At 70.6% G+C, this 16,811-nt stretch carries 15 protein-coding genes; 8 read left to right on the forward strand and 7 right to left on the reverse strand.

The features are described 5' to 3' along the window. Nucleotides 1-104 precede the first annotated feature (104 nt). Nucleotides 105-1,739: a malate synthase A gene (gene aceB, locus ABH941_RS06820; RefSeq protein ID WP_370127673.1), complete on the forward strand. Its 1,635-nt coding sequence runs from the start codon at nucleotides 105-107 to the stop codon at nucleotides 1,737-1,739. Nucleotides 1,740-2,089: 350 nt separating this feature from the next. Here aceB and ABH941_RS06825 read toward each other — a convergent pair whose 3' ends face one another. From ABH941_RS06825 to ABH941_RS06855, 7 genes are all read right to left on the reverse strand, one after another. After that, on the reverse strand, nucleotides 2,090-3,043 hold the full coding sequence (locus ABH941_RS06825; protein ID WP_370127674.1) for a zinc-binding alcohol dehydrogenase family protein: 954 nt from the start codon (nucleotides 3,041-3,043) through the stop codon (nucleotides 2,090-2,092). Nucleotides 3,044-3,269: 226 nt separating this feature from the next. After that, nucleotides 3,270-4,652, reverse strand: coding sequence for an 8-oxoguanine deaminase (locus tag ABH941_RS06830; protein WP_370127675.1), 1,383 nt, complete (start codon nucleotides 4,650-4,652; stop codon nucleotides 3,270-3,272). Nucleotides 4,653-4,758: 106 nt separating this feature from the next. Beyond that, nucleotides 4,759-5,682 (reverse strand): factor-independent urate hydroxylase, encoded by a 924-nt coding sequence (pucL, locus tag ABH941_RS06835; protein ID WP_370127676.1) that lies wholly within the window; start codon nucleotides 5,680-5,682, stop codon nucleotides 4,759-4,761. Nucleotides 5,683-5,689: 7 nt separating this feature from the next. Beyond that, nucleotides 5,690-6,007, reverse strand: coding sequence for a hydroxyisourate hydrolase (uraH, locus tag ABH941_RS06840; RefSeq protein ID WP_370127677.1), 318 nt, complete (start codon nucleotides 6,005-6,007; stop codon nucleotides 5,690-5,692). A gap of 9 nt (nucleotides 6,008-6,016) precedes the next feature. Then, on the reverse strand, nucleotides 6,017-6,496 hold the full coding sequence (gene uraD / locus ABH941_RS06845; protein ID WP_370127678.1) for a 2-oxo-4-hydroxy-4-carboxy-5-ureidoimidazoline decarboxylase: 480 nt from the start codon (nucleotides 6,494-6,496) through the stop codon (nucleotides 6,017-6,019). Nucleotides 6,497-6,584: 88 nt separating this feature from the next. Continuing rightward, nucleotides 6,585-6,968, reverse strand: a complete 384-nt coding sequence (locus ABH941_RS06850; protein WP_370127679.1) for a helix-turn-helix domain-containing protein — start codon at nucleotides 6,966-6,968, stop codon at nucleotides 6,585-6,587. Further along, nucleotides 6,965-7,243: a thiamine-binding protein gene (locus tag ABH941_RS06855; RefSeq protein WP_370127680.1), complete on the reverse strand. Its 279-nt coding sequence runs from the start codon at nucleotides 7,241-7,243 to the stop codon at nucleotides 6,965-6,967. Before ABH941_RS06855 ends, ABH941_RS06850 begins: the two co-directional genes overlap by 4 nt. Nucleotides 7,244-7,405: 162 nt before the next feature. Between ABH941_RS06855 and ABH941_RS06860 the strand changes: the two genes are divergently transcribed. From ABH941_RS06860 to ABH941_RS06890, 7 genes are all read left to right on the forward strand, one after another. Further along, nucleotides 7,406-8,257, forward strand: a complete 852-nt coding sequence (locus ABH941_RS06860; protein WP_370127681.1) for a TIM barrel protein — start codon at nucleotides 7,406-7,408, stop codon at nucleotides 8,255-8,257. A gap of 153 nt (nucleotides 8,258-8,410) precedes the next feature. Beyond that, nucleotides 8,411-9,301 carry a 2-hydroxy-3-oxopropionate reductase gene (locus ABH941_RS06865; protein ID WP_370127682.1) on the forward strand — a complete coding sequence of 297 codons (891 nt, stop codon included), beginning with the start codon at nucleotides 8,411-8,413 and terminating at the stop codon, nucleotides 9,299-9,301. A 1-nt stretch (nucleotide 9,302) separates the two neighbouring features. Then, entirely contained in the window at nucleotides 9,303-11,081 is a 1,779-nt protein-coding gene (gcl, locus tag ABH941_RS06870) for a glyoxylate carboligase (protein ID WP_370127683.1), read from the forward strand. 172 nt (nucleotides 11,082-11,253) lie between these two features. Continuing rightward, entirely contained in the window at nucleotides 11,254-12,405 is a 1,152-nt protein-coding gene (locus tag ABH941_RS06875) for a glycerate kinase (protein ID WP_370127684.1), read from the forward strand. Nucleotides 12,406-12,518: 113 nt separating this feature from the next. After that, nucleotides 12,519-13,883: an allantoinase AllB gene (allB, locus tag ABH941_RS06880; protein WP_370127761.1), complete on the forward strand. Its 1,365-nt coding sequence runs from the start codon at nucleotides 12,519-12,521 to the stop codon at nucleotides 13,881-13,883. Beyond that, nucleotides 13,880-15,118, forward strand: coding sequence for an allantoicase (gene alc / locus ABH941_RS06885; protein WP_370127685.1), 1,239 nt, complete (start codon nucleotides 13,880-13,882; stop codon nucleotides 15,116-15,118). The genes allB and alc overlap by 4 nt, the downstream gene beginning before the upstream one ends. A gap of 117 nt (nucleotides 15,119-15,235) precedes the next feature. Then, nucleotides 15,236-16,696, forward strand: coding sequence for a catalase (locus ABH941_RS06890; protein ID WP_370127686.1), 1,461 nt, complete (start codon nucleotides 15,236-15,238; stop codon nucleotides 16,694-16,696). Nucleotides 16,697-16,811 lie beyond the last annotated feature (115 nt).

The following is a 16,811-nucleotide window of genomic DNA, read 5'->3' on the forward strand; positions in this document are numbered from 1 at the left end:
ACAAAGTGTTGAAATTCTGTATCGCGGAAACTAGCCTCCACCTTACAGAAGACCGAGGGTACCGAGCACGCCTTTCGATCATCATCCCGAAGGAGCACTGGACCATGGCAGGACCGCAGGAAGCCGAACCCGAATCCATCCTCGTCGCCGGCCTCCCGGTCGACCGTGGTGAGGAGGTCCTGACGCCGGAGGCGCTCGCCTTTGTCGCCGGTCTGTCCCGCCGCTTCGGGCCGCGCCGACGCGAACTGCTGGCCCTGCGCAAGGAGCGCCGCGCCCGGATCGCCGCCGAGGGCACCCTCGACTTCCTCCCGGAGACCGCCGCCGTCCGAAGCCGGGACTGGAAGGTCGCCCCCGCGCCCCGCGCCCTGCAGGACCGCCGGGTCGAGATCACCGGCCCCACCGACCGCAAGATGGTCGTCAATGCGCTCAACTCCGGTGCCAAGGTCTGGCTCGCCGACTTCGAGGACGCCACCGCGCCGACCTGGAGCAATGTCGTCGAGGGGCAGATCAATCTGATCGACGCCTTCGAGCGCCGCATCGACTTCAGCACCGAGGCCGGCAAGAGCTACGCCCTGCGCCCCGACGCCGAGCTCGCCACCGTCGTGGTCCGGCCGCGCGGCTGGCACCTGGACGAGGCGCATCTGCTGGTGGACGGCGAGCCGGTGGCCGGCGCCTTCGTCGACTTCGGGCTCTACTTCTTCCACAACGCCACCCGGCTGCTGGCCCGCGGTCCCGAGGACCCCAACTCGGGCCCGTACTTCTACCTCCCCAAGACCGAGAGCCACCTGGAGGCCCGGCTCTGGAACGAGGTCTTCACCCATGCCCAGGAGACCCTCGGAATTGAGCACGGCACCATCAAGGCCACCGTCCTGATCGAGACCATCACCGCGGCCTTCGAGATGGACGAGATCCTCTACGAGCTGCGCGACCACGCCGCCGGGCTCAACGCCGGGCGCTGGGACTACCTCTTCTCCATCATCAAGAACCTGCGTGACGCCGGGGAGCAGTACATCCTCCCCGACCGCAACTCCGTGGGCATGACCTCGCCGTTCATGCGCGCCTACGCCCAACTCCTCGTCCAGACCTGCCACCGGCGCGGTGCCCACGCCATCGGCGGGATGGCCGCGTTCATCCCCTCCCGCCGCGACCCGGCCGTCAACGCCGCCGCGATGGAGAAGGTCACCGCCGACAAGGAGCGCGAGGCCGGCAACGGCTTCGACGGCTCCTGGGTGGCCCACCCGGACCTGGTGCCGATCTGCCGGACCGCCTTCGACGCGGTGCTCGGCGACCGCCCCCACCAGAAGGACGTCCACCCGGCCGGCGCCGTCACCGCCGCCGAACTGCTGGACATCGCCGGCGCGGAGGGGCAGTGCACCGCGGTCGGGCTGCACAACGCGGTCCAGGTCGGCATCCGCTACATCGAGGCATGGCTGCGCGGCCTGGGCGCCGTCGCCATCTTCAACATGATGGAGGACGCCGCCACCGCGGAGATCTCCCGTTCGCAGATCTGGCAGTGGATCTACAACGGCGTGGTGCTGGACGACACCGGCGTCAAGGTCACCCCGGAGCTGGTCCGCGACTTGGTCGCCACCGAACTCGCGGAGCTGCGCGCCGAGTTGGGCGACGAGGCGTACCAGTCCGGACGCTGGACGGACGCGGCCGGGCTGTTCGAGCAGGTGGCGCTGGCCGAGGAGTTCCCCGACTTCCTGACCCTGCCCGGGTACGCCCTGCTGGGCTGAGCGGGCAGTCACGACCGGCGGCGGTGACCGGGAGCAACCTGGGGAGGTCCTTCCCGGTCACCGCCGCCTGATTGCCTGTCAGCGGCAGTTGGGGCGCCGCCCGTGGTTGGCCTTGCGCCTGCGCCAGCTGCGCTTGCGGGTCTTCTTCGACATGATGCCTCCCGGGATCGTGTCCTACGAGGCAGATGATGGACCGTCAGAACAGCGGTGGCTAGGCATGGGCTCTTGACTGCGGACCGTAGCGGGCTTGTCGCGCAGTTCCCCGCGCCCCTGGGCAACTGCAACTGGGCCAGTTGCAGACCCCCAGGGGCGCGGGGAACTGCGCGACAAACCATGCAGAACGGTGCACCTTACCGCCGGGGGTCCAGCACCAGCTTCCCCGTGGTCCGCCGAGCGCGCAGCTCAGTGTGAGCCCGTGCGGCCTCGGACATCGGGTACGCCTCGCCCACCAGCGGGTTGAGCTCGCCGGCGGCAACCATGTGCAGCAGCTCCGCCATCGGCTCGGCGTGCAGCGCGGGCTTGCCCATGCAGTGCATCAGCCAGAAGCCGACCACGGCGGTCGAGTGCGCCATCAGCTTTCCGGCGGCCACCGGACGCGGTTCGGTGCGCGACGCCATGCCGTAGGTCACCAGCCGCCCGAACGGGGCCAGCGCGGCCAGCGAGGCGTCGAACACCGGGCCGCCGGTCATCTCCAGCACCAGGTCGACCTTGGCGCCGCCGTTGGCCTCGACCAGGCGCTCCTTCAGCCCCTCGGCCTCGGCCTCCACCGCGACGTCCGCGCCGAGCTCCAGGGCCAGGTCCCGCTTCTCCTTGCTGGACGCGGTGGCGATGATCCGTCCGGCCCCGAAGCGCCGGGCCAGCTGCACCGCCAGCGAGCCGGTGCCGCCCGCCGCCGCGTGTACCACCACGGTCTCGCCCGGGGCCATGCGTCCGGCCGTCCGCAGCAGGTGCCAGGCCGTCAGGCCCTGGACGACCAGCGCCAGCGCGGCCCCGTCGGAAACCTCGTCGGGCACCTCGGTCGCCATGTTCTCCCAGGCCACGGCCTTCTCGGCGTAGCCGCCGGTGGCGGTGAGCGCGACCACCCGGCGCCCGTCCGCGGTCCGACCGACGACCTCGCCGCCGGGCACCATCGGCAGGGTACTGCGGGAGAGGTAGGAGTCCTCCACGGAGTGGGTGTCCGCGTAGTTCACGCCGACCGCGGCGACATCGATCAGCAGCTGCCCCGGTTTGGCCACAGGATCGGGCAGCTCGACCGGCCGCAGTACCTCGGGGCCGCCGAACTCGGTGATCTGTATCGCCCGCATACCTGACTCCCTACTAATGGGTAACACCTTTGGAGTGCCAACATACCCGCTGGTATGTCATCTGGGCAGAGTCGGGTCGGAGTCGGTCCGCACGGGCACGCCGCGGCCCCGGATCCTCGCCGTGGATCCGGGGCCGCGGTCCCCGGCTGCGCGCAGGGCGCGGCCGGGGAGCCCGGGTGCCACACCGTCCAGCGGCACCCGGAGAACAGGGGGTTCTTGCACCAGTTCAGGTGCGGGAAGTCAGCTCCTTGGCCGCGTCGGCGGCGGCCTTGGCGATGCGGTCCTCGTTGACCGTGGTCAGGTGGCCGTTCTCGACCACCGGGCGGCCGTTGACCAGGAGCAGGGTCAGCGGCGGCAGCGCGCCGAAGGTGAGCGCGGCAACCGGGTCGGCGATCGAGGAGTGCATCACCCCGTCGATCTTCCACAGCGCCAGGTCGGCCAGCTTGCCGACCTCGATGGAGCCGATCTCGTTCTGCCGGCCCAGCACCCTGGCGCCGCCCATCGTGCCCAGGCGCAGCGCCTTGCGCCCGGTGAGCGCGTCGGGGCGGCCGTGCAGCCGGTTGATCAGCAGCGCGTTGCGCAGCTCGGTGCCGAGCTCGCCGGACTCGTTGGACGCGGTGCCGTCCACGCCCAGGCCGACCGGGACGCCGGCCGCGAGCATGTCCGGGACCCGGGCGATACCGGCCGCGAGGCGGGCGTTGGAGGAGGGGCAGTGCGCGACACCGGTGCCGGTCTCGGCGAACTTGGCGATGTCGGAGTCGTTCATGTGGACGCAGTGCGCCATCCACACGTCCTCGCCCAGCCAGCCGGTGGACTCGAAGTAGTCGGTCGGGCCCATGCCGAACAGTTCCTTGCAGAACTGCTCCTCCTCGGCCGTCTCCGAGCCGTGGGTGTGCAGCCGTACGCCCTTGCGCCGGGCCAGCACGGCGGCCTCGCGCATCAGCTCGGTGGAGACCGAGAACGGCGAGCAGGGCGCGATGGCGATCTGCAGCATCGAGTCGAACGAGGCGTCGTGGTAGCGGTCCACGGCGGCTTCCGAGGCGATCAGGATCGCCTCGGTCTCCTCCACCGCGTGGTCCGGCGGCAGGCCGCCGTCCTTCTTGCTGCGGTCCATCGAGCCGCGCAGCGCGGTGAAGCGCATGCCGAGCTCGGCCACCGCCTCGATCTCGGCGCCGAGGATGTCGCCGCCGTCCCTGGGGAAGACGTAGTGGTGGTCGCTGGCGGTGGTGCAGCCGGACTTCAGCAGGGCGGCCGTCGACCCCTGGGCGGCGGCGTGGACCAGCCGGTCGTCGATCCGGGCCCAGGTCGGGTAGAGCGCGACCAGCCAGTCGAACAGGATGGTGTCCTGCGCGAGCCCGCGGGTGATCCACTGGTAGAAGTGGTGGTGGGTGTTGACCAGGCCCGGGGTGACCAGGTGGCCCTCGGCGTTGATCCGGCGCACCACGCCCTGCAGCCACTGCGGTGCGGGGCCCTCGCCGACCGACTCGATGCGGTTGCCGGCGATCACGACATGCCCGCGGGTGTACTCGTTGTCGGCGGCGTCCACGGTGGCGATGGCCGCGTTCTCGATGACGATGCGCTCGTCGGAGGACGGGGGGAGGGTTGTCATCTGCTTGTCTCAGCTCCTCGGCGATGGCGGTTGGCGGGACCGCCGTCGGGTGGGGCTGCCCAGGGCGGGACGGCGGGAGAATCCCTGGGGTGGATCTGGGGGAGGGCTAGGCCACCGGGATGACCGGGGTCACGCCCTCGCGGTGAACCGTACCCTCGATCAGACCGTACGGGCGGTCCGCGGCGAAGTAGACCTCGTTGTTGTTCTTGAGGCCGAACGGTTCCAGGTCCACCAGGAAGTGGTGCTTGTTGGGCAGCTCCAAGCGGACCTCGTCCACCTCGGCGCGGTTGTTCAGGACCCGGCTGCCCATCGCGTACAGGGTCTGCTGCAGCGAGTAGGAGTAGGTCTCGGCGAAGGCCTCCAACAGGTGGCGGCGTACCTGGGGGTACGAGCGCTCCCAGTTGGGCTGGGTCTCCTCGCCGCTCCAGGAGTGCGCCCAGCGGGCCGTCACCTGGGTGGCCAGGATCCGGTCGTATGCCTCCTTGAGGGTGGTGTACTTGTCCTTGATGTAGCCCCAGAACTCCGAGTTGGTGGAGTTCATGACGGTCAGTTCCTTGAGGCCGGAGATGACCTCGAAGCGGCTGCCGTCATAGGTGATCTGCGCGGTGCGGATCTCGCCGCCGTTGCGGACGAAGGAGTGGCCGACCTCTTCCGATCCTATGCTGCGCTTCTCAAGATATGGCGCCGAGTTGTCCGGCGTGCTGATCCGGTCCCAGCTGTACTCCTCGATCCGGATCCGGGCCCGGTGGATCGGCTCGTTGTTGTCGACGAAGTGTCGGGCCAGGAGGATGCCGAAGGCCTCGGCGGACTCGATGCCGTGCTCCTTGGCGAACGCGTACACCGTGTTCTTGGTGGTGTCGGTCGGCAGGCAGTTGGCGTTGGAGCCGGTGAGGTGGACGTCGTCCAGGTCGCCGGAGAGGGCGACCGAGACGTTCAGGTCCTTGATCTCGTGGCGGGCACCGTCGCGGTGGATGCGGACGACACGGGTCTCCGCCTTTCCGTACTGGTTCTGGCCAAGAACGTGAGCCATGGGTTCTCTAGCTTCCTCGGTAGACGGAGTACCCGTACGGGTTGAGCAGCAGGGGTACGTGGTAGTGGGCCTGGGCCGGGTCGACGTCGAAGACGATGGAGACCTCGGGGAAGAAGGGGCCCTCGGTGGTGAAGTTCAGCCGCAGGACCGTCCCCGCCGCCGTGTCCGGGACCGGCAGGTCCTTGCAGCGGCCGTCGGCGTCGGTCTTGGAGCCGCCGAGGACGGTCCAGCCGCCGTCGGCCCCTCGCTGGGCCAGCTCGACCGGGACGCCCTCGGCGGGGCGGCCGGTGCTGGTGTTCAGCACATGGGTGGAGATGGACGTCATGATGCTCCGTCAGTTCTCGGTGAGAAGCCGGTCGATACGGATGTCGTTGATCTTCAGCAGCTCACCGCGGACGGTCTCGCGCTCGGTCGCGGCGTCGTTGCCGTAGCGCTCGCGCAGGGCGCCGAGCATCATCTCGGCGGTGCGGCCGGTGGCGCAGATCAGGAAGACATGGCCGAACTTGGCCTCGTAGTCGGCGTTGGCCTGCGCCAGCTCGTCCAGCAGGGCGTGGTCGGCGGCCCGGACACCGGACTGCTCGCGTTCGGAGGTCGCGTCCCCGGCCTTGGGCTGCCCGATCCGGGCGTGCCCCGCCATCGCGTCGGCCAGGTCGGCGGCGCTGAGCCGGGCCATCGCCGCGGCATTGGCGGCGTGCACGGCGTCGGAGTCGGCCCAGGGGCCGGCGGTCCGGACGAGCTTCGCCCAGGCGGGGCTGGAGCAGATCTCGTCGAGCCCGGCTTCGAGCCGGGCGAGCGCGGAGGTGGACAGGGCCACGGATGACCTCCTCGGAGGGGCGTCATCCAAAAGCTAGGTCTACGGGCCGCCGTACGTCAACAGTTTGTTGAAACCGTGTTGACGGTGCTCAGGTGTCCTTGGCTGCGGTCGCCTGCTGCCGGTTGAGGTAGTTGTAGACCGTGAAGCGGCTGACGCCGAGCGCCGTCGCGACGGTCTCCACCCCGTGCCGGATGGTGAAGGCGCCGCGCTCTTCCAGCTGCGCCACCACCCGCTGCTTGCTCGCCCGGTCCAGCGTGGTCAGCTCCGCGCCGCCGAACTGCCGGCGCACCTCGCCGAGCAGCCGGTCCAGCGCGCTCTCCAGTCCGGGGAGCCGTACGGCCACGGCCGGCTGATCGTCCCACTCCAGCAGGACGTCGTCGGGCCGGGCGTCGGCCGGGCTGACCGCGGTGGCGCCGACCGCGTCCAGGAGCGGCTTGATGGCCTGCGCCAGCGGGTGCTCCTCGCGGCTCATGCGCCGTCCTCCTCTCGCTCGGCTATCGGCAGGCCGGTCTCGTCCAGGGTGCTGACCTGGAGTGAGATCCGGGTGGCGCCGCTGGCCAGGGTCTCCCGGAGCAGTCGTTCGACGGCCGCGAGGGCGGCAGTGGCCTCGCCCTCCGCGCTGGTGCCGAACGGGCCGACGTCGACCGTCAGTCCCGCCTCGTCCACGGCTCGGCGGGCGGCCTTGGCATGGTCGGGGAAGCCGTCGAGTTCGAACGGCTCTGTCGTGAACTCCACCTTCAATCGCACGGGCGCAGCGTATCCGACCGTTCGGGGGCGGGCTGGGGTGATGACCGGCCAACTTCAACATTTTGTTGCGGAAGCCCTTGACAGTCCCGCGCGCCGCCATGCGATAGTTCCATCAAGCAGAAACAAGCTTCCGTATTGTGGAATTGTTGATTGGGTGATCGCATGACCGCCGCCGCGCAGAACGACTGGTTCGACCAGCGCTGGACCGTGAACCTGTCGATCCTCTTCACCGAGCTCCCGCTGTTCGAGCGCCCCGCCGCGGCGGCGGCAGCCGGCTTCGACGCCGCCGAACTCTGGTGGACCCTGGACGGCCCGACCCCGCCCGACAGCGACCTGGACGCGCTGCGCCGCGCCTTCACCGACGCCGGCGTCCAGCTCACCGGGCTCAACTTCGACGCCGGGAACATGGCGGCGGGCTCCAAGGGCCTGCTCTCGCGGCCGGCCGAGTCCCAGCAGTTCCGCGACAACATCGCGGTCGCGGTCGGCCTCGCCGAGTCGCTCGGCTGCCGCTCGCTGAACGCGCTCTACGGCAACCGGGTGGAGGGGGTGGACATCGACGTCCAGGACGAACTGGCGCTGGAGAACCTCGCGCTCGCCGCGCAGGCCGTCCACGGCATCGGCGCGACCCTCCTGGTCGAGGCACTGAACGCGCCGGAGGCGCCGCTCTACGGGCTGCTCTCCAGCAAGGACGCCGTCGCGGTGGTGGACCAGGTCAACGCCGTCACCGGCCTCGACAACACCCGCTTCCTCTGCGACCTCTACCACCTGGCCCGCAACGGCGAGGACCTCCTGTCGGTCATCGACACCCACGCCGACCGCATCGGCCACGTACAGGTGGCCGACGCCCCGGCCCGTACCTTCCCGGGCTCGGGAGAGCTGGACTTCCCGTCCCTGCTCAGCCGTCTCGACGCCGTGGGCTACACCGGGTACATCGGCCTGGAGTACAAGGCGGCGGAAGCGCAGGACCCCTTCGCCTGGCTGCCCCGGGACCTGCGCACCAGTGCACGTTCGTAGGTGGCTTGTCGCGCAGTTCCCCGCGCCCCTAGGGGGCTGCAACTTTCTCTCGCGTCATTGACCACCGCTCAGGGGCGCGGGGAACTGCGCGACAAGCCCCCGCAGACCCGCACCCTCCCACCCCCTCAACTTGCACCCCCTGAGGAGCACCACATGTCACCCCGCACCATCGCGTTCATCGGCCTCGGAATCATGGGCAGCCCGATGGCTGCCAACCTGGTCAAGGCCGGCCACACCGTCACCGGCTTCAACCTGACCCAGCCCGCCATCGACAAGCTCGTCGCGGACGGCGGCCGCGCAGCGGCCAGCATCGCCGAGGCCGTCGCGGAGGCCGAGGTCGTGATCACCATGGTCCCCGCCGACCCGCAGGTCGAGCAGGTCATCCTGGGCGAGGGCGGGGTCCTTGAGAACGCCAAGCCCGGCACCCTGGTCATCGACATGAGCAGCATCACCCCGCAGACCTCCGCCAGGGTCGCCGAGGCCGCCGCCGCGAAGGGGATCCGCACCCTGGACGCCCCGGTGTCCGGTGGCGAGGCCGGTGCCATCGAGGCGGTGCTCTCGATCATGGTCGGCGGCAGCGCCGCCGACTTCGCCGAGGCGAAGCCACTGTTCGACGCGCTGGGCACCACGGTCATCCACGTCGGCCCGGCCGGTGCCGGACAGACCGTCAAGGCCGCCAACCAGCTGATCGTCGCGGTGAACATCCAGGTCGTGGCCGAGGCCGTGGTCTTCCTGGAGAACGCCGGCGTCGACCTCCCGGCCGCGCTGGACGTCCTCGCGGGCGGCCTCGCCGGCTCCACCGTGCTGAACCGCAAGAAGGCCAACATGGTCGACCGCCAGTTCGCCCCGGGCTTCCGGATCGACCTGCACCACAAGGACATGGGCATCGTCACCGCCGCCGCCCGCGCCGTCGAGGCGCCGCTGCCGGTCGGCTCCCTGGTCGCCCAGCTCGTCGCCTCGGCCCGGGCCAACGGCGACGGCTCGCTGGACCACTCGGCACTGCTGCGCGGCGTCGAGCGCTTCGCCGGACGGAAGGTCAACTGACATGGCACGTATGACTGCCGCCCAGGCGGCTGTTGAGATCCTCAAGGCCGAGGGCGTCACGCACCTGTTCGGCCTTCCGGGTGCGGCGATCAACCCGTTCTACTCCGCGATGCGGACCAACGGCGGGCTGACCCACATCCTGGCGCGCCACGTCGAGGGCGCCTCGCACATGGCGGAGGGCTACACCCGCGCCAAGGCCGGCAACATCGGCGTCTGCATCGGCACCAGCGGCCCGGCCGGCACCGACATGATCACCGGTCTGTACTCGGCGAGCGCGGACTCCATCCCGATCCTGTGCATCACCGGGCAGGCGCCGGTCTCGAAGCTCCACAAGGAGGACTTCCAGGCCGTCGACATCACCTCCATCGCCAAGCCGCTCACCAAGATGGCGATGACCGTGCTGGAGCCTGCCCAGGTGCCGGGCGCCTTCCAGCAAGCCTTCCACCTGATGCGCTCCGGCCGTCCCGGCCCGGTCCTGCTCGACCTGCCGATCGACGTCCAGATGGCCGAGATCGAGTTCGACATCGAGACCTACCAGCCGCTGCCGGTCTACAAGCCGTCCGCGTCGCGGGCCCAGATCGAGAAGGCGCTGGACCTGCTGGAGGCCGCCGACCGGCCGCTGATCGTCTCCGGCGGCGGCGTCATCAACGCGGACGCGGCCGACCTGCTGGTCGAGTTCGCCGAGCTGACCGGCGTCCCGGTGGTCCCGACCCTGATGGGCTGGGGCAGCATCCCGGACGACCACGAGCTGACGGCCGGCATGGTCGGCCTGCAGACCTCGCACCGCTACGGCAACGCCAGCATGCTCTCCTCGGACTTCGTGCTGGGCATCGGCAACCGCTGGGCCAACCGCCACACCGGCGGCATCGACACCTACACGGCCGGGCGTACCTTCGTCCACGTCGACATCGAGCCGACCCAGATCGGCCGCGTCTTCGCCCCGGACTTCGGCATCGTCTCCGATGCCAGGGCCGCGCTGGAGCTCTTCGTCGAGGTGGCGCGCGAGCGCAAGGCGGCAGGGCGCATCAAGGACCGCAGCGGGTGGGCGGCGAGCTGCCAGGAGCGCAAGGGCGAACTGCTGCGCAAGACCGACTTCGAGAATGTGCCGGTCAAGCCGCAGCGGGTCTACCAGGAGATGAACCTCGCCTTCGGACGCGACACCCGCTATGTCACCACCATCGGCCTCTCCCAGATCCAGGCCGCGCAGATGCTGCACGTCTACGGGCCGCGCAACTGGATCAACGCGGGCCAGGCCGGCCCGCTGGGCTGGACCCTGCCGGCCGCGCTGGGCGTCGCCACCGCCGACCCCGAGGGCACGGTCGTCGCGCTCTCCGGTGACTACGACTTCCAGTTCATGATCGAGGAGCTGGCGGTGGGGGCGCAGTTCCAGATCCCCTACATCCACGTCGTCGTCAACAACGCCTACCTGGGCCTGATCCGCCAGGCGCAGCGCAACTTCGACATGGACTACCACGTCCAGCTGTCCTTCGAGAACGTCAACGCTCCCGAAGTCAACGGCTACGGCGTGGACCACGTCAAGGTCGCCGAGGGTCTGGGCTGCAAGGCGATCCGGGTGTTCGACCCCAGTGAGCTCGGCGCGGCGTTCGAGCAGGCCAAGAAGCTCGCGGCCGAGTTCCGGGTGCCGGTGGTGGTAGAGGTGATCCTGGAACGCGTCACCAATGTGTCGATGGGCGTCGAGATCGACAAGGTGAACGAGTTCGAGCCGATCGCCGAACGCGCCTCGGACGCGCCCAGTGCTCTCCTCAACACCCTGGCCTAGCCACCAGAACTCCCCCCGCGCCGGCGTATCCATCTCCGGTCGTGCCCGCCGACGCGGGGGGCACCAAGCTTCCTTCGCTTCCTCCCGGCGGCGTGACCCATCCCATGATGGAATCCGGTCGTGCCCGCGCCGCCGGGAGGAGACCCACCGTGAAACGCAGAAGAGGACGGCGATGACCCAGCACCAGAGGACCACCGGTCATGTGGTCATCGCCCCCGACAAGTTCAAGGGCAGCCTGACCGCCGCCGAGGCCGCCGAGCACATCGCCGCGGGCATCCTGCGGATCGCGCCCGGCACCGACGTCCGCAAGCTGCCCGTCGCCGACGGAGGGGAGGGCACGGTCCTGGCCGCGCTCGCTGCGGGCTACCGCCGCATCGCGCTGACGGTCAGCGGCCCCACCGGCGAACCGGTCGACGCGGCCATCGCCGTCCTCGACGACACCGCTGTAGTCGAGGCCGCCCAGGCCAGCGGCCTGACCCTGCTCCCCGGCGGGGTCCCGGCACCGCTGACGGCGAGCAGCTACGGCACCGGGCAGCTGATCGCCCGATCGCTTGAGCTCGGCTGCACCCGCATCGTCCTCGGCCTGGGCGGAGTCGCCTGCACCGACGGTGGCGCCGGCCTGGCCCAGGCCCTCGGTGCGACGCTCCAGGACGCCGACGGCGCCGACCTCCCTCCTGGTGGTGCCGCGTTGCGCTGGCTGCACCACCTCAACCTCGGACCCGTCGCGGGAACTCTCGGCGGGGTCGACGTGGTGATCGCCGGCGATGTCGACAACCCGCTGCTCGGCGCACGCGGCGCCCCCGCCGTCTACGGCCCGCAGAAGGGCGCGAGCCCGGCTGACGTGGCCGAACTGGACGCGGCGCTGGCGCACTGGGCCGACGCGGTCGCCAAGGCCACCGGGACCGAACTGTGCGAGGCGCCCGGCGCCGGCGCGGCCGGCGGCCTGGGCTTCGGCGCGATGGCGCTGCTGGGGGCCCATATGCGGCCCGGCATCGAGCTGCTGCTCGATCTGCTGGGCTTCGACCAGGCTGTGCGGGGAGCCGGCCTGGTCGTGACCGGCGAGGGTTGCCTGGACGTGCAGACCCTGCACGGCAAGGCCCCCGCCGGGGTCGCCGCTGCGGCCGCCGGGGCGGGGGTCCCGGTGGTCGCTGTGGCAGGCCGACTCGAACTCGACGGTCCCACCTGGCGCGCCGCCGGTTTCGCCGCAGCCTACGAACTCGCCGCGCTGGCCGGACCGGGCGCGGCGGCGGGCGACAGCATCGCCCGCGCTGCGGAGCTGGCCGAGCTGGCGGGCGAGCGGATCGCTCAACAGTTCCTGCTCTGATCGGCGGTTTCTCTGAGCGCAGTCGATGTGGAGATTCGAACGTTGACGTTTTGTTGAAACCGCCCGTAGTCTCCCCGTACCACCTGAGCCGTACCACCTGAGCCGCAGCACCGATTCCGGAGGTTGAGTTGACCCAGGTCTTCCGATCCCGTCGCGCCGTCCTTCCCGAGGGGGAGCAGGCCGCCGATGTCGTGGTCCGCGAGGGGAAGATCGTCGAGGTGCTGCCGTACGGGCAGGCCGACGGTGAGCACCTCGACCTCGTCGACCTCGGCGACCTCGCGCTGCTGCCCGGCCTGGTCGACAGCCACGTGCACGTCAACGAGCCGGGCCGGACCGAGTGGGAGGGCTTCGCCACCGCGACCCGCGCGGCCGCCGCCGGCGGGGTCACCACGATCGTCGACATGCCGCTCAACTCCATCCCGCCGACCACCACGGTCGCCAACCTGGAGGCCAAGCGGAAGGCCGCCGACGGCCAGACCTTCGTCGACGTCGGCCTCTGGGGCGGTGCGATCCCCGGCAACACCGCTGATCTCGAACCGCTGTACCGGGCAGGGGTGTTCGGCTTCAAGAGCTTCCTCGCCCCCTCCGGGGTGGACGAGTTCCCACATCTGACGGGCGATCAACTCGAAGAGGCCCTCGCGGAGCAGGCCCGGATCGGCGCGCTGGCCATCATCCACGCAGAGGACCCCGCCGTCCTCGACGCCGCGCCACAGCAACCGGGCCCGCACTACGCCGACTTCCTCGCCTCCCGACCGGACGACGCCGAGGCCACCGCTGTGGCCGGGCTGCTCGCCGCCGCCGGGCGCACCGGCGCCCGGGTGCACATCCTGCACGTCTCCTCGGCCGCCGTGCTGCCGCTGCTGCGGCAGGCCCGCGCCGACGGCGTCCAGGTCACCGCCGAGACCTGCCCGCACTACCTCACCCTGGCCGCCGAGCAGGTCCCCGACGGGGACACCGCCTTCAAGTGCTGCCCGCCGATCCGGGACGAGTCCAACCGCGACCTGCTCTGGCAGGCCCTGGCGGACGGGGAGTTCGCGGCCGTGGTGTCCGACCACTCGCCGTCCACGCCGGACCTCAAGCACCTCGCCCGCTACGGCGGCAGCGGCGACTTCGCCGCCGCCTGGGGCGGCATCGCCTCGCTCCAGCTCGGCCTGCCGGCCATCTGGACCGAGGCCCGCCGTCGCGGCTTCGCCCTCACCGACGTCGTGCGCTGGATGAGCGCGGGCCCGGCGTCCCTGGTCGGGCTGTGTACGAAGGGGGCCATCGCCCCCGGTATGGACGCCGACCTGGTCGCCTTCGATCCCGACGCCGCCTTCACCGTCGACCCCGAGGGCCTGCACCACCGTAATCCCGTCACCCCATACGCAGGCCGCTCGTTGACCGGCGCCGTCCGTACTACCTGGCTTCGCGGCCAGGTCGTGGACGTCGACGCGGACGCCCGTCCGATCGGCCGCATCATCGTCCGAGGAGAAGCATGACCGACAGTCAGCAGCCCACCGCCTTCACCGAGTTGGTCAACCTCGCGGCCCGCGGGCTGGGCGCCGGGGTGGTGGACGCCAATGACGAGCTGTTCGCCGAGAAGGAGAACCTGATCGTCGCGGCCTCCGCCGAGTTCCGGCCGCACACCTTCGGGCACAAGGGCCAGATCATGGACGGCTGGGAGACCCGCCGTCGCCGTGGCGTGAGCGCCGACGAGCCGCACCCCACCGACGAGGACCACGACTGGGCGGTGGTCCGGCTGGGCGCGGCGGGCGTCGTCCGCGGCGTCATCGTCGACACCGCCCACTTCACCGGCAACTACCCGGAGACCGCCTCGGTCGAGGCCGCCTCCGTCCCCGGGCACCCCTCCCCGGCCGAGCTGGCCGCCGCAGAGTGGACCGAGATCGTCCCCCGCACCGCGCTCAAGGGCGACACCGCCCATGAGTTCCCGGTCGACACTGAGCAGCGCTTCACCCACGTCCGCCTCAACATCTGGCCGGACGGCGGCGTCGCCCGGCTCCGCGTCCACGGCGAGGTCGTACCCGACCCGCGCGACCTGGACGGGCTGACCTTCGACCTGGCCGCGCAGGAGCACGGCGGGGTCGCCACCGGCGCGTCCGACCGGTACTTCTCCTCCCCGCACAACCTCAACTCCCTGGGCCGCGCGGCCGTCATGGGCGAAGGTTGGGAGACCCGGCGCCGCCGCAACAAGGACAACGACTGGGTTGAGCTGGACCTGGCCGGCACCGGCGAGGTCCTGGCGATCGAGCTGGACACCACCCACTTCGTCGCCAACTGCCCCGGCTGGGCCTCGGTCTCGGGCCGCGACGCCGCGACGGGTGAGTGGTTCGACCTGCTGCCGCGCACCCGGCTCCAGCCCGACACCCGGCACCGCTTCCGGGTCGAACCGCACCGCCCGGTCGCCGGTGCGCGGCTGAACGTCTTCCCGGACGGCGGCGTGGCCCGGCTGCGCCTCACCGGCCGCCTCACCGAAGCGGGGCGCGCGGCGCTGGCGCTGCGCTGGTTCAACCTCGTCCCGGCGGCGGAGGCCGAGCAGGCGCTCGTCGAGGCCGGACTCACACCGGCTGAGGCTACGTCAATCACCGCTTCCCGCATTCTTGCTGACGCATCGTCTATCCAGTCGGCGGTCGCTGCACTCCAGCCCGGCGACACCCCCGACGGCGCGGAGACCTCCCGCCGCCGGGCTGCGATCTGGCGGCTGCTGGGCGTCTGACGCCCTCCCGTCGCCCGCCGCCACCCTCATGCGGCGCGCTTCGCGCGGCGCCTCTCCTTGCCCAGTAGCCGCCGCACCACCCTTCAACTTTCCCCGAGCCACTACCGAGGTACCGCTATGTCCAAAATCCTCACCACCGAGTCCGGCGCCCCCGTCGCCGACAACCAGAACAGCGCCCAGGCCGGCATCGGCGGCCCGGTCCTGATCCAGGACCAGCAACTGATAGAGAAGCTCGCCCGGTTCAACCGCGAGCGCATCCCGGAGCGCGTGGTGCACGCCCGCGGCTCGGGCGCCTACGGCTACTTCGAGGTGACCGATGACGTCACCCCGTACACCCGGGCCAACTTCCTGGACACGGTCGGCAAGCGCACCGAGGTCTTCCTGCGCTTCTCCACCGTGGCCGGCAACCTCGGCGCCGGCGACGCCGTCCGCGACCCCCGCGGTTTCGCGCTGAAGTTCTACACCGAGGAGGGCAACTACGACCTCGTCGGCAACAACACCCCGGTGTTCTTCATCAAGGACCCGATCAAGTTCCCCGACTTCATCCACTCGCAGAAGCGCGACCCGTTCACCGGCGTGCAGGAGGCGGACAACGTCTGGGACTACTGGTCCTACTCGCCCGAGTCGCTCCACCAGATCACCTGGCTGTTCGGCGACCGCGGCATCCCGGCCTCCTACCGCCACATGAACGGCTACGGCTCGCACACCTACCAGTGGGTCGCCGCGGACGGCGCCGCCTACTGGGTGAAGTACCACTTCAAGACCAACCAGGGCGTGCGCAGCCTGGATGCGAATCAGGCGGCCGAGCTGGTCGGCCAGGACGCGGACAGCCACCAGCGCGACCTGCACCAGGCCATCGAGCGCGGGATCTTCCCGTCCTGGACCGTGCACGTTCAGCTGATGCCGGTGGCCGACGCCGCCGACTACCGCTTCAACCCGTTCGACCTCACCAAGGTGTGGCCGCACGCGGACTACCCGCTGCAGAAGATCGGGCGGCTGGTCCTGAACCGCAACCCGGACAATGTCTTCGCCGAGGTCGAGCAGGCCGCGTTCTCGCCGAACAACTTCGTCCCCGGCATCGGCCCCTCGCCCGACAAGATGCTCCAGGGCCGGCTGTTCGCCTACGCGGACGCGCACCGCTACCGCCTGGGCGTCAACCACACCCAGCTCGCGGTCAACGCCCCCAGGGCGACCACCGCGCAGAACTACGGCCGTGACGGCCTCGGCGCGGTCAACCCGGCCGGACGGGCCAAGAACTACGAGCCCAACTCCTACGACGGCCCGCACCAGACCGACCAGGCCCTGGCCGCCCCGACCGCGGTGCACGGCTGGACCGGCACCCATGCGGCCCAGGCCCACGCCAAGGACGACGACTTCTTCCAGGCGGGTGAGCTGTACCGGCTGATGTCGGACGGGGAGAAGAACCGTCTGATCGCCAACCTGGCCGGCTCCATCGGCTCGGTCGCCCGCGACGACGTGGTCGAGCGGGTCCTGCCGTTCTTCCACGCGGCCGACGCCGACTACGGCAGGCGGCTGCAGGCCGCAGTCGAGGCCGTCCGCAACGCCGACGAGGCGTGAGGACCAGCGGACTCCGGTGCAGCGTCGCACCGGGGTTCGCTTTTTTGTTCTATTTTGCGATTCCGGTAGCGGAGTGGCTCCGGACGGTGAAGAGTGGCCTCCGGGGGGACCGTCC

This window comes from Streptacidiphilus sp. EB103A (genome assembly GCF_041261405.1).
Lineage (GTDB): Bacteria > Actinomycetota > Actinomycetes > Streptomycetales > Streptomycetaceae > Streptacidiphilus.